Annotated in this window: 9 protein-coding genes; 7 read left to right on the top strand and 2 right to left on the bottom strand. The window is 59.4% G+C overall.

All coding sequences use genetic code 11. From position 1 onward, the window contains the following. The first annotated feature begins 571 nt into the window (after positions 1-571). On the top strand, positions 572-1,792 hold the full coding sequence (locus ACVJ19_RS29145) for a VRR-NUC domain-containing protein (RefSeq protein ID WP_453952634.1): 1,221 nt from the start codon (positions 572-574) through the stop codon (positions 1,790-1,792). A 521-nt stretch (positions 1,793-2,313) separates the two neighbouring features. On the opposite strand, the gene ACVJ19_RS29140 is transcribed toward ACVJ19_RS29145, so the two are convergent. Further along, positions 2,314-2,811, bottom strand: coding sequence for a hypothetical protein (locus tag ACVJ19_RS29140; RefSeq protein ID WP_453952633.1), 498 nt, complete (start codon positions 2,809-2,811; stop codon positions 2,314-2,316). A 129-nt stretch (positions 2,812-2,940) separates the two neighbouring features. Further along, a complete protein-coding gene (locus ACVJ19_RS29135; protein ID WP_453955231.1) occupies positions 2,941-3,246 on the bottom strand; it encodes a DUF6876 family protein in 306 nt (101 codons plus the stop codon). A 755-nt stretch (positions 3,247-4,001) separates the two neighbouring features. On the opposite strand from ACVJ19_RS29135, the gene ACVJ19_RS29130 reads away from it, so the two are divergent. Genes ACVJ19_RS29130 through ACVJ19_RS29105 form a run of 6 tightly spaced genes read left to right on the top strand, consistent with a single transcriptional unit; the run spans position 4,002 to position 13,252 of the window. Then, complete coding sequence (locus ACVJ19_RS29130) at positions 4,002-4,433, top strand: very short patch repair endonuclease (protein ID WP_456739531.1); 432 nt, start codon at positions 4,002-4,004, stop codon at positions 4,431-4,433. Then, complete coding sequence (locus tag ACVJ19_RS29125; protein WP_453952631.1) at positions 4,430-5,926, top strand: DNA cytosine methyltransferase; 1,497 nt, start codon at positions 4,430-4,432, stop codon at positions 5,924-5,926. Before ACVJ19_RS29130 ends, ACVJ19_RS29125 begins: the two co-directional genes overlap by 4 nt. A 4-nt stretch (positions 5,927-5,930) precedes the next feature. Further along, the gene (locus tag ACVJ19_RS29120) at positions 5,931-7,436 is read left to right on the top strand and encodes an ATP-binding protein (RefSeq protein ID WP_453952630.1); all 1,506 of its coding nucleotides are present in this window, start codon (positions 5,931-5,933) and stop codon (positions 7,434-7,436) included. Next, positions 7,420-10,203 (top strand): Z1 domain-containing protein, encoded by a 2,784-nt coding sequence (locus ACVJ19_RS29115; protein ID WP_453952629.1) that lies wholly within the window; start codon positions 7,420-7,422, stop codon positions 10,201-10,203. The genes ACVJ19_RS29120 and ACVJ19_RS29115 overlap by 17 nt, the downstream gene beginning before the upstream one ends. Continuing rightward, entirely contained in the window at positions 10,200-11,177 is a 978-nt protein-coding gene (locus tag ACVJ19_RS29110; RefSeq protein WP_453952627.1) for a PD-(D/E)XK motif protein, read from the top strand. Before ACVJ19_RS29115 ends, ACVJ19_RS29110 begins: the two co-directional genes overlap by 4 nt. Continuing rightward, entirely contained in the window at positions 11,174-13,252 is a 2,079-nt protein-coding gene (locus tag ACVJ19_RS29105) for an AIPR family protein (protein ID WP_453952626.1), read from the top strand. The genes ACVJ19_RS29110 and ACVJ19_RS29105 overlap by 4 nt, the downstream gene beginning before the upstream one ends. Positions 13,253-13,442: the final 190 nt, after the last annotated feature.

Below are 13,442 nucleotides of genomic sequence, written 5' to 3'. Positions count from 1 at the left end.
TCATGCGCATGCTGCACCAGGTAGCCAGGCGCGAACCTCGTGGCAGCTGTTGACCAAGGCCAGCGTGCCGCTCACGCGCACGGTGCCTGAGATCCGTTCAGCGATCGCGCTGACGCTACCGTCTACGATGCGGTCGCTGCTACCAGTCATCCCCGTTAACGACCGGCGCGACCGAACGAACTGGCGCAGCTGCAATCACTAAACGCCTCAATCGTCTCATTCGAGAGAAACTGAAATCACCAATCCGAAATACAGCGCCTACACGGAGTTGCATAGCGTCGTGGAGCGGACGGTGGCACGGAAAGCACCCCCATTCAAAGGATCACGCGCATGCGCAACGAACTGCACGCTGCCTGGCCGAGCGAGGCAAGGAAGCAAAGTGGGCTTGAACGCGGCGCCCGATCCCTCAGCCTCGACTATACCGTCGGCTCGTGAACGCTCGGGAACCTCCAAGCATTTGACATCGAATTGGACCTAACTTTCAATTCTTGTCTTCGGCCTTCGAATAGCTACTTAATTGTGACAAACAAGCCAACAAGCCTCGGTAAGCCCAAAGAGCTTTTGATCTGACGTGACTGAGTGCCCTCACCATTGCGTCCGTTGCCTTAACGGCTATGAGCTTATCCGTAAGTACCGTTGCGACGACTGCGGCGCGGTGATGATGTGCGCCTGCGACGAGGAAATCGGCCGGAAACATTTACCTCACCAGCTCAATGCCGGAGCGGAGCTAGACACCAAAATTAGAGTGCCCGTGACGGCAGGATTTGTCGCCAACATCTGTGAGGGCTGCCGATCATTGCCGCTGACCCCATACCCCAAGGCTGCGATTTTCGGCCAGACCTCAAAAATTCGGCGCTATTACTGGCGAGAAATTACCTTTGAGGAGATCAAGCGATTCGACGCGTGGTCGGATGCTAACGGTCATCCGCCGCTCAGCTCGCCGGAAAGCATAGCAGCAAAGAAAGCGATCGAGAAAGACGTACTGGCCGACGTAAAGCGACTGCACGCCACCTCCCCCAAATATACCTACAAGAACGAAGCGGATTCTGAGATTGTCGAAAAGTATTCAGTCGAGCAGGTAGCGCTACAGGCGGTATACACCGCCGACCCGACCGGCAAAGGCGCTATTGTCTTGGGGTTCAATGGTCCCTGCAACGTCGAAGAATTCGTTTCGGACCATTACCGAGCGCTCGGCTATGAGACGTTATTCTTAGAAAGTGTGCCATTCCACGTGCTGTTCGGGGTCTTCATGTGGCTCGTTGTCCAAGACCCTTCTGACCCGTTAGTGCAGATCGTCGGCTTTGGCGATCGAATTGCATTTGAGAAGGGCGAAGCGGGCGAGATGGTTTGGTCCCATCATCCGCAAGACTTCGGCTCTAAGGGTTATGCCAAGCGCCGCGACGACGCGATCAACGAACATCTTTCGTCCGACTGGCTGGAACCAGGCGAGTTGCAGTGGCTGTTCGACTATTGGCTTGGGCCGAGCGAAAAGCTTCGTCAGTATCTTTGGGCGCACAGGGATTCGGATATCCAAACCGCGAGAAAGCTCCTTGATATCCTTCCGCCATCGGACATCCAAAACATCCTGCGCTACTTGGTCGACGATTACTGGCATCACTATCTCGGATGGCCCGACCTTTTGGTTTATCGACCGGGAGAACTCTTTTTTGCGGAAGTTAAGTCTACGGGCGATAAGCTAAGTGATGAACAAAAGCAGTGGATCAGGGCGAACCATGAACGGCTCAATTTTCCGTTCAAGCTGGTTAAGGTGCACAAGGCAATAAAGCCCTGAGGGTATCGAGCTCGGAGATCTGTCTTTACGATCCACATGGAATTGCAGAGCGTCGAGGAGCGGACGGTGGCACGAATGCTCGCCATTCAAAGGCTCGCGCGCATGCGCAACGAGCTGCACACGACCTCACCGAGCCGGGCCTAGGCCTTTGAAGTCGGAAGCGACGCGGAAGCTAAGTGGGACGACACTTCGCATGACCGGCGTCCGGCTTTTCGAGGGTAACGATTTCCCCACGTGACCGCTCTCCGAAGGAAAGCTCGGGCTCACCAGGGATCAGGAACGTCTGACCACCGGCCACCGCTCGTCTTTGGCTCTTCCTTGGCACCGTCGTGCTCGCGCGCAAGGGACGCTGCGCTCTTCGCCCTTGCGCGTTGCGCGCGCCGTCGCCCGCGGGTCGCCTGCGACGGCGGCTCCGGGGATCAGACTTTTCAGATTGCTGGGATGCTTTAAGTTGACGGACAACTGGGGTGCAGACGCGAAGAAGTCGGCCTGACGCCGCCTAACGGCTGGCGCTGGCCCGCCTACATCCCTGGACATCGCAATCCCGCAGCTTCCTCGGCTTTCGCCAGCGCGACCTCGTTAGCCCTCTCTTGGTGGATGTCGACTGCTCCATAAGAGCAGGCCCTCCTGTTATCGATCGCGAAAACTGAAAGTTCCTGGACCTCTCGCTCGTCGTCACCCGGTCGCCGCCAAGTCCGGATCACGGCGGCTCTTGGCGCGCCGCCGCGAATGATCCATTGCACCTTATCACCGAATGCCTTGCCAGCACCGTACCATTGCGCCGTCGGGCCGGCCTTCGCAATCGCACGAGATGGCGCTAGGGTGAGCGACACCATGTTGCCCTCGTCCGCGAAGCGCACGGCATACCCGGCTGGACCCGGGCAAGTCCACACGCTGAATTCAGGTTTCGACTCATCCCTGCATTTCGGCCCGATGGCGGCCGTGAACGTCGTATCCGCGAGCGCACTGCCAACGGCCATTATCGCCAGCACAGTGGCGAGTCCCAGAATGCTTCGCATGTTTTCCTCATCGTTCGCGCCACGACCGTTCTAATGCTGGGCAGTGAACGAATGTCTCTCGCTCAGAACAAAGGTCTACAGAACGCGGTCCTCCCGCCCGCTGACAGCCATCCATTCGCAGCCTTTCGTTTAGTATTCACTTGGGAGGAGAATAGTGCTGCTGATGCACCAGAGCGTGATGCCGGGCTCGGGAAAGTCAGTGAACGAAATGGCTTTGGTGTGGACAATGCGCTCGTTGCCGTTCTTGCAGGTCAGCGTGGCGGCACCATCCTTTACGTCCAGTCTCCAAACCTGAAATGCTTCCGCGCGCATAGCGCTTTCATTCCGCTGCGCGAGAGCGATCTCATCCAACAGCCAGTAAGCATGCGCTGCGTCTGCCACACGCTTAGAGCCATCGGTATGAGGACGTTCGGATTTAGTGGATGCCGGTACCAGTTTTCCGAGCCAGTGAAGTGGCGCAGGTGTTCAAAGTCCAAAGTCATATTGCTTCTCTTCCGCTTTGGGTTGCGCATGCAAACCGACTAGCCAAGCGGCAATGAGCGAGGGAAAGCCGTCACCAGGTCGGAAAACCGCAAGGTGGTGCGGACCGGAGCGTTAGCGACTACACGGCTCGCGCGCTTTCCGCCCGAAGGGTTGCCTTGACGGCTTGGGGCGGCACGACCAAAACGCCTACGCTGTGCTTACGTTATCAAACACTATTGTTTCGCTCGGACATGCGCTGCAGGCGCATCGCCGCAACTGACATAGCGTGTCAGACGAAGCTTAGCGGAGTGAACCCGCGGACGCCGAGACCGGTTAACAGCGGCACCCGACAGGATGGGCAGTGATAGCGACGCCGAAGGCGGGCCCCTCCTGCGAGTGCCCCCAGCGAGGCGTTCCTAATTTCTTGAGCGAGGATCGCGCGCACGGACGCGTGGGGGGCTCATAGAGCCCGGCAGTGTTGGCGGGCGCGACCTTGCAAAAGATTGACGGTCCTATACGGCTCAGAACACGGATATAATTCGGATCGCGCAGGTTTTTTCCGTTGATATCCGCATGGATATTTTGCCGAAGCCTATCGCTCGGCATTCTTTTGGTCGTCGGACGTAGCTAGGTTATTTCCGACGGCGTTATTGAAAATCTCAGGGTGTCTCTAGCCAGAGCCAAAAAGGTTGGAAACAACGCTGGTCGGTGTACTGACGCCATGCACAATGGGAGGACGTCGATTAGTGGCAGATATCGTCACCCCGGCCCGTCGCTCACAGATGATGAGTCGCATCCGGGGAAAGGGAACCAGGCCGGAGCTGCTGGTCAGGAGCGCCGCGCACCGGCTCGGCTTCCGGTTCAGACTTCATGTGAAGAAGCTTCCCGGGTCGCCGGACCTGGTATTCCCCCGCAGGAAGACAGCCCTCTTCGTCCATGGCTGTTTTTGGCACAGGCATCAGGGGTGTCCTTATTGCTATGTGCCTAAGTCGAATATACAATTCTGGCGTGAAAAATTTAAGAAGAACATGTTACGCGACGAACGCGTACGGACGGGGCTGGAGGAAATGGGTTGGCGGGTCGCAGTCATCTGGGAGTGCGAAACGGCAGATCCTGACAGCCTGCGCAAAAGGTTGAAGGGATTGCTGGGTCGCAAATGATTGCCGCAGATGCACTGCTGATTCGCCAGAGGAAGCTGGCACGGCTGCGTTCGGGCGGCAGCCCGCGCGCCCTGGAAATTTGTTCCGGCGCGGGCGGCCTGTCCCTGGGCCTGCAGACTGCCGGCATCGAGCTTGCCGCCCATATCGAGATCGATCCCGAGGCCGCCGAAAGCTACGCCCTCAACTTTGCCAACGGTCGTAACCTCGAAGGCCCATGGGCTCTGCCACGGGACATGGAAAGAGTCACCGCAGCGGAACTGGTAGCCGAGCTTGGGCTGCCAACCTCATCCGAGGACTCGTTCGACGTGCTGGCGGCCGGCCTGCCTTGCCAAGCCTTTGCCCGTATCGGCAGGTCCAAGCTTCGCTCCGTGTCCGGCGGCGAGGAAGACGCGTTCCAGAAGGACCCGCGTGCGTCGCTGTATCGTCGCTTCCTTAAATACGTCGAGGACACGCAGCCGCTCGCCATCATCATCGAGAATGTGCCTGACATTCTCAACTTTGGCGGCCACAACGTTCCTGAAGAGATTTGCGAACATCTGGAGACCATCGGGTATTCGACGGGCTACACGATCTTGAACGCTGCCTACTTCGGCGTGCCACAGATCAGGGAGCGGCTTTTCATCGTGGCGCTCGCCCGTGTACTGGGTGAGGAGCCGCGCTTCCCGGAGCCCACTCATTTTGCCGAGCTGCCGAGCGGCTATCAGGGGTCGCGCAGGGTCGCGCTCAAGCACGTCGATCAGAACAGCGGTCGCTTCCATCAGCTTCACGAACCAGCCGAGACATTGAAGGCAGCCGTAGGAGCCAGGGAAGCGCTCGGCGATCTTCCGCGCATAACCGAGCATACGACCGACCCGAAGGTCATCCGTCGACGCAAGCTGACCGACGAGCTGCCGTATCGCGAAAGCAAGAAGCCCTTGTCGGCATACGCAAGCCTGATGCGGAGCTGGGAGGGATTCACCAGCGACGCCGGTACCGATGGACATCTTGTGCGCCTTACGCCGCGCGATTTCCCCATTTTTGAAGCCATGGATCACGGGGCTGATTATCCGCAGGCAAGAAAGCTGGCGGAGGCGATGTTCAGGAAGGCGCTGAGCAGAAAGCGCCTGACCGGCGTTCACAAGAACTCCGCGGCCTATCGCGAGCTCAGAGCCGAGATGGTCCCGCCCTACGACCCCGAGAAGTTTCCGAACAAGTGGTGGAAGCTTGATCCCGCGAAGCCGTCTCGCACGCTGACGGCGCACATGGGCAAGGATACCTACTCGCACATCCATTACGACAGCCAGCAGTGCCGGACCGTCTCAGTGCGCGAAGCAGCACGCCTGCAGTCCTTCCCGGACGGCTTTGTCTTTGCGGGCGCGATGAATGCAGCGTTCCGCCAGATCGGTAATGCGGTCCCTCCCCTGCTTGGTCTCGCCGTCGCGCGGGTCTTGCGTCAGCAGTTGGATCATGCTGCCCGGTCCGCAGACAGTACCAGTGATCGTCAGGTAGCCTGAGGACATGGCGCGAGAGCGGCCCGTCGAGATCACGCCTTCAGCAGCAGCTCTGGTAGAGTCTCTCAGGGGTCTGGGCTATTCGCCGGAAACTGCGATCGCCGACCTGATCGACAACAGCATTGCGGCGAACGCCGCAACGGTCGAACTTGAACTCGACTGGAACAACGGCAGTCCCCAGGCTGCACTACTGGACGACGGCCACGGCATGAATGCCGCTACGCTGGCCGAGGCCCTGCGTTTCGGCGGTATCGGTCCCTCTTCCGCACGCACCGCCAGCGACCTCGGCAGATTCGGGCTGGGTCTGAAGACGGCGTCACTGTCGCAATGCCGGCAGCTCACGATCATCAGCCGCACCGGCGGGAAGACATCTGCCCTCGTGCTCGATGTTGACGAGATTGCAAAGCGGGGGTGGTTTGCGACTAGGCCGACATCGCCGCCGCTGCATCCCCTGGCAGCAAAGCTGTTGCAGCTTGAACATGGCACGCTGGTCCTGTGGGACCGCATGGACTCGCTGGGCGGGTTGTCAGGACTTGAGAAGGAGTCCTTCTTTCTGCGCCTGGAAGACATCCGGGCTCACCTCGGCATGGTCTTCCACCGGTTCATCAATGGTGACGCAGACAGGCTTGCAATCATCCTCAACGGGCGGCCGATAAAGGCCTGGGATCCGTTCCAGATTGCGCATCCCGCGACACGGGAGCTGCCTTCGGAACGTGTTCGCCATGCGGGCTCCGCGTTCACGGTGAAGCCGTATGTGCTTCCCCACCGCGACCGCTATGCAAACGAAGCGGAATATGAAGCCGCCGGAGGTCCTGGCGGCTGGGGAGCGCGTCAGGGCTTCTATGTTTATCGCGGCAGACGGCTGCTCGTCGCTGGCAGCTGGCTGGGCCTTGGTGGCGCACGAACCTGGACTCGCGATGATGCCAGCCGTCTGGCCCGTATCGAAGTCGACCTTCCGACCGACCTGGATAGGGACTGGCGGATCGATGTCCGCAAGTCCCAGGCTCGTCCCCCAGGCGTACTCCGGGCCCGTCTCACGGCAATTGGAAACCGTTGCCGTCAGGAAGCCCGGGAAGTCTTTGCGTTTCGAGGCCAGGGGCCACGTTCGCGCGGGCTACCCCATAGTGCGCCCGCGGTCTGGCTCACTGTCCACGGACCGAAGGGACTGCAATACAGGATCAATCGCGACCACCCCGCAATAGCCGCCTGCCGCAACAGTGCACGAGGCGTTCGTCCCTTCGACGCTGTTCTGTCGATCATCGAACGAAGCGTGCCGGTGGAGCGCATATGGCTGGACGTTTCAGAATCCGATGGGGCTGCGACGCCGCCGATGGAAACGGATGAGATTGCGCAGCTCGGCGAGCAACTCCTTGAACTCGGGAAGGCTCTGCCGGCATCCATGACACCCGATCAGCGGGCAGACATGCTTCTCCTCAATCTTCCCGGCGACCTGACGATGCTGAGGGCAGAACTGTTGCGCAGGATGAAGGGGCAGCATGACAGACGTGGTTGAAGCACTCGCGCTGAGAGCCAGAAAAATCCTGCAGGTGCAGAAGGAAGCAGGCGAGGAAATCAGTCGCGACGCCATCTCGCGAATTGTCGAGCTGGACGCTCAGACATTCAGCATGATCACCAGGCAGCCCATCAGCCCGGAGCAGAAGGAGGCTGCGGCACGGCTGCTCTGGACCATCTTCGTGACCGAGCAAGGCCCCGCGCTCACGTTGCAGGACAAGGAACGCCCCGTGCCCTGGTATCTTGGAGACCGTCGGCAGCCGGGTCCATTCATGCAGCGCTACGTCAACAAGCTGGAGGAAGATGGCTGGCCCGAAGATTCAGTCCGAGAGCTAAAGAACAGCACTGCCAGGATTCTGGAGGTCATGGATGATCCTAGACGCCCGGGAACTTGGGACTGGCGAGGCCTTGTTGTTGGTGACGTGCAGTCAGGAAAGACCGCCAGCTATGCCGGCGTCGTGAACCGCGCAGCGGACGCAGGCTATCGCATTATCATAGTCCTTGCCGGCATGCACAAGATACTACGCCTGCAGACGCAAAAGCGCTTCGACAAGGACTTTCTTGGCTACGACACGAATCCGAAGACGCGTCGGCCTAATCAGCCCCTGCGTACAATTGGAGTCGGAAATTTCAATGCGCAGCTCATCGTGGACAGCCTCACCATGGCCGATCCCAATGGCGACTTCAATCAGCGCATGGCCGATCAGGCCAACTTCTCGCCCGTAAATCAGCCCTGTCTGCTGATCGTCAAGAAGAACGCAAAAGTCCTCGAAAACCTCAACAACTGGATCGCGCGCTTGCCGGCACCTGCCAAGGCGGCTCCCGTTCTTGTCATCGACGACGAGGCGGATCAGGCTTCGGTAGATACCGGTGATCAGCCTTTTCTCGAAGACGGCACATTCGAGCAGGATTACGATCCAAAGCGCGTCAACGGTGAAATCCGACGCCTGCTCATGTCATTTGAGCGCAGGGTATATGTCGGCTATACGGCGACGCCATTCGCCAACATTCTCATTCACGACGAGCGGTCGGCGAAGGACTATGGCCCGGACCTCTTTCCATCAACCTTCATCGTCTCGCTTACACCCCCCGATGACTATTTCGGCCCGGCCGCCGTCTTCGGGACCAACGATGACGCAGATAACCCAGGCCTGCCTCTGGTCCGGCCCCTCGATCAAAAAGGGGAAGGCTGGATTCCTGATAAGCACGACAAGTACCTCAAGCCGCGCTTCAATAATCGGGACGTCATCCCGCCAAGTCTGAGGGAAGCCATCGACGCCTTTCTCCTGACCTGTGCTACCCGCGCAGCCCGCGGACAGGAGCGGGAACATAATTCGATGCTTGTTCATGTCTCGCGCTTTGTCGACGTTCACGATGAGGTCCACCGCCAGGTCGAAAAGTATCTGCGCGAAACGCGCGCGATGATTTCGAACGGCGATCGGGAAACCATGCAGCGCCTGAAGGCCGTGTGGGAAACGGACTATATCCCGACCACAGAGGCGGTCCGATCGACTCTCTACGGCCGGAACACGATTCCTGTGACGTGGGATCAGGTTGCCGCGGTGATTGCCGAAAGTTCGGACAAGATCCAGGTCATCACGGCGAACGGCAAGACGAAAGCCGACATCGACTACGATGCGTACAAGGACACGGGCTATTCGGTGATTGCGGTGGGTGGCGACAAGCTTTCGCGCGGCCTTACCCTAGAAGGACTCTCCGTCAGCTATTTCCTGCGCGTCTCGCAGCAGTACGACAGCCTCCTCCAGATGGGCCGCTGGTTCGGCTATCGCAGAGGATTTGCCGACCTGTGCCGTCTGTTCACGACCCCTGACATGGAGAACTGGTTCCGCTACGTCGCCACGGCGCAGAATGAGCTGCGCGCCCAGTTCTTCGAAATGACTCAGGTGAACGCCACTCCGAAGGATTTCGGGCTGAAGATTGCCGTCCACGACATCCTGGAAGTGACGGCAAAGAACAAGCAGCGGCACGCGGAGCTGCGACAGAGCAGCTATGCGGGCGAAGGCAAGGTACAGACCGTGATGTTCCGCGAGCGCCAGACCGTCGAACGGAACGCGGCTATCACCGATGACTTCCTGTCGAGCCTCGGTGCGGGCACCGATAATCCGCGACGACCAGGCCCCGGAAACAGGAAGGCTGATGGCACGCTCTGGACCGGCGTCGCCGGCAGAGAAGTCGCCGAATACCTGAGGAACCTGACCTTCCCGCCCGAAAGTCTTCAGGTCGATGGAAAGAAGCTGTCGAGCTTCATCAATGCCCAGCTCGGCATGCAAACACCTGAACTGACAGACTGGACCGTCTTCCTTGCCACCGGCGGCGAAAAGGAAGTCGACCTTGCAGGACGCCGTCGCCGGTGCGTCCTCCGCAATCCAAGGAAGCCCCGGAACGGACAGCAGTCGCCAGAAGATCGTTTCATCATCGGTACGACGCTCAGCCCTCTGGATCAGGCGATCGATCTGACAGATGCCGAGTTCGACGCGGCCCTGGTCAGGACGAACCGGGAAAGAAGGTCCCGCACCAACTCAGGAAGTGCCGAGACCAACGTTCCGTCCGGCGAATTCATCCGCAAGGTCCGTGGCACCCGCCCGCAGAATGGTCTCCTGATCATCTACCCTATCGATCCGGACAAGGCCGAGGTTGAGCAGACCGATCGTCCAGTCATCAGCGTCGTCGTCAGCTTCCCGGACAGCAATGCAGCGGACAAGCGCGTGTACCTCATCAACAGCGTCGAGCAGCGTGAAGAGTCATGACGGCTTGGCTGGCAGTTCTCAATGATGCCTGGGACGAACTCGCACAGAGGGCGCCTGTTGCACGCCAGTATCGAACAAAGCTGATCTCGACGGAAGTACCGCTGGATATTTTTGCCGGGATGCGAGCTGCTGACGACTCGCCTTGCCTGATGCTTCAGACGTCGACTGCGCCCGAGGCTCTCTTCGAGCTTGGCGGGATGCGATTGAGCACCGTACCTGACCAGTCCGGCCCTTTTCTCGTTCTGGCTCTGGAGGACCGAAGCAGACGCGACCTGTTTTCCACGATCTGCGCAGATGTCGTTGCTGCTGCAGCCCAGGTCGGGGCAGCAGACGCTCTGCAGCAGTTTCTCGCGCGCCTGAATGCCTGGAGACAGTTCCTTCGCGAGAGGCGCAGTGGACTTTCGCGACCGGAGACGATCGGCCTGATGGGTGAGCTTCTTGTTCTGGAACAGTTGCTGGCGGCCAACGCGCAGGGCCTGTCCGCTTGGCAGTCCCCCAATGACGGCCTGCACGACTTCCAGAGCAACGGTCATGCGCTCGAAGTCAAGACCGGCCTCGGCCCCTCGTCCTCGATCACGATCTCCAAGCTGGACCAGCTCGACGCAACAGGACTTCGGCAGCTTGAGCTGCTGCACGTCAGACTTGTCGAAGTGCCCGGCGGCCGATGCCTCCGGGATATCGTCGCCGCGATCATGAGCATCCTGCCCGATGACGCTTCAAGGCGCACATTCCAGAATGCGCTTCTAGGCCGCGGTCTGATGCCGGATGACGATTCAGCCAGAATCGCACCCAGGGTTCAGCAACGTTCCATTGATGCCTATTCCGTATCCGAGGGCTTCCCCCGCCTGCTCCGTGGCGCTCTGCCGGTTGCCATCACCGAAGCAAGCTATACGCTTGATGTTCGAGCCCTTGCTGCCTTTTCCACTGACGCGACCGCCACTCTCGATGCGTTCGTGCAAGGAGGTCGCTCATGAACGATGATCCGATTGCCAAATTTGCCGAGGAAATCGTCGGCGAAATTGAAGAATCATTGTCGAGTGACGAACCTTTCTCTCAGGAAATATTTACGCGACTAATTCTTGAGCGTCTCGAAGATGCCAATCACCTGGATGGCACGTTCCCGCTGTTCCAGCAGGGTCGCGTCCGCAACGCGATCTATCGCATTGACGGCTACTCGTTCGATGAGGAGCGGTCCCGGCTGGAACTGTTCACCACCATCTATCGCGAAGACCTGCCACCGGTACGGATTCCGCAGCCCGAAGTGAATCGTGCGTTTGAGCGGGCCATTCGTTTCGTCAATGCCTGCGTGGAAGGTCTTGCCGCTCACCTCGAACCTTCCAACAGCGACGCCAGCGATCTCGCTAGACTCATCGAAGCTCAGGCGCGGACGCTCGGAAGTGTCAAGATTACCCTTCTCACCAATGGCGTGGTCGACAAGACCACGGGGTCAACCGACTGGCGCGACCACAAGGTCGAATTTGACACCTACGACATCGTACGGCTGCAGAGAATTCTTGGCGAAGGCGAAACGCGTGCGGATATCGCCGTCGACCTTGAGGCGCTGACGGGGAGTCCCGTCCCATGTTTGCACGTTCCCAGTCAGGCCGGCGAGTACGACGCCTATCTTTCTGTGCTGCCTGGCGAGGCGCTTTCGCGCATCTACGACCGTTACGGCGTACGCCTGCTTGAATTGAACGTGCGCGCCTTTCTTGGCCTGCAGGGCCGAAAGAGCGTCAACGCGGAACTCAGGCGCACCATTGCCGACCAGCCTTCCATGTTCCTGGCTTACAACAACGGCATTGTTGCTACGGTTGATGACCTTGAGATCGTGAACGACAGGGCCGGACGGCCTTCGATCAAATCGCTCAAAGGACTCCAGATCGTCAATGGCGGCCAGACGACGGCTTCCCTTCACCGCGCGCGTCGCAAGGAGAGCCTCAACCTTGGGAACGTCGCCGTCCCCGTCAAGATCATCAAGGTCGGTGGTGCGGACCTTGGCGAAATGGTCGCTTCCATCTCACGAGCAGCAAACCGGCAGAATACCGTCCAGCTCGCGGATTTCTCGGCAGGCGATCCCTTCCATCAGCAGGTCGAGGAAATCGCGAATAATACTTGGCTGGATGACGGCAAGGGTCGCTGGTTCTACGAGCGCGCTAGAGGCTCCTACCTAGCCGCGGAACAGAAGGCTGCCTACCGGAAATCCGACCAGCAGACCTTCCGCGCGCAGACGCCCAAGCAGCGGCGGATCAGCAAGCTTGATATGGCCCGCTATCTGACCGCGTGGGACGGCCTACCCTACCGCGTCTGCCTCGGTGGACAGAAGAACTTCCAGCATTTCATGCAGCGGATGAAGGACAGCAATCCACCGCCGCCCGACACGACATGGTTCAAGCGGCTCGTTGCAAAGGCTATTTTCTACCGCGCCGTCGAGAAGACGATCCGGGCGATGAAATTTCCGGCATATGGCGCGCAGATTACAGCCTATGTGGTGTCCGGGTTTGCCCAAAAGACCGGGGGCCGCGTTGACTTCGACCGGCTATGGTCGCGCCAGTCCGCTAGCCCTGAAGTTGAAAGACTAGTCGAAGCCTGGGCACCTCAGATTGATTCGCTGCTGCGCCAGTCGGCCGGGCAGAAGAACCCCAGCGAATGGTTCAAGAAGGAAGAGTGCTGGCAAGACATCGTGAACCGGCTGCCGGCGCTTTCCGACCCGCTCCCCCCAGAGCTTTCATACGCCGCAGCAGACGATGGAGATGACGCGACCGCGTCGCCTTCTCGGGCCCATTCGGTTGCCGACTATGAGCGGATCGAGCAATGCATAAACGTCACCGCGGCAACGTGGCTCGAGGTGGCGGAGCGCGGGCAAAAGGCCGGCGTTGTTCACTGGAAGGTCGCGGCCATCTGTCGAACCATTGCCAGCTACGCCGCGGGTGGATGGGACAAGAAGCCGTCCGCCAGACAGGCCAAGCCTGCGTTGGAGGCCTTTCAGGCCTGTCAGCGGGCGGGCGTGGTTGCAAGAGCAGCCGCGACTGAGGCGGCGACGATTTTTTAGTTTCTAGGAAACTCCCCGCAAGCTAGGCGGATACCTTCGCCGCGTTGCGCGTGTGAGCTTCGAACTGCAGGCAGCTGATTTGCGTCATTGTCTGAATGGATGCTCATATGCATCCAATACTACACCTGTGTTGACTGCGACACCTTTGATTGAATTTCGGTGCAACTTCTTTTAAGAGCAAGACCATTGA

The sequence above is a fragment of the Bradyrhizobium sp. USDA 376 genome, assembly GCF_054063675.1.
Note: the sequence above shows the minus strand (reverse complement) of the source record. Positions and strands in the feature narration are given on the sequence as shown.

Coding starts and splice junctions, on each gene's coding strand:
- ACVJ19_RS29140 (WP_453952633.1), bottom strand. CDS start 2,811: ATGCGAAGCATTCTGGGACTCGCCACTGTGCTGGCGATAATGGCCGTT.
- ACVJ19_RS29130 (WP_456739531.1), top strand. CDS start 4,002: ATGGGAGGACGTCGATTAGTGGCAGATATCGTCACCCCGGCCCGTCGC.
- ACVJ19_RS29125 (WP_453952631.1), top strand. CDS start 4,430: ATGATTGCCGCAGATGCACTGCTGATTCGCCAGAGGAAGCTGGCACGG.
- ACVJ19_RS29120 (WP_453952630.1), top strand. CDS start 5,931: ATGGCGCGAGAGCGGCCCGTCGAGATCACGCCTTCAGCAGCAGCTCTG.
- ACVJ19_RS29115 (WP_453952629.1), top strand. CDS start 7,420: ATGACAGACGTGGTTGAAGCACTCGCGCTGAGAGCCAGAAAAATCCTG.
- ACVJ19_RS29110 (WP_453952627.1), top strand. CDS start 10,200: ATGACGGCTTGGCTGGCAGTTCTCAATGATGCCTGGGACGAACTCGCA.
- ACVJ19_RS29105 (WP_453952626.1), top strand. CDS start 11,174: ATGAACGATGATCCGATTGCCAAATTTGCCGAGGAAATCGTCGGCGAA.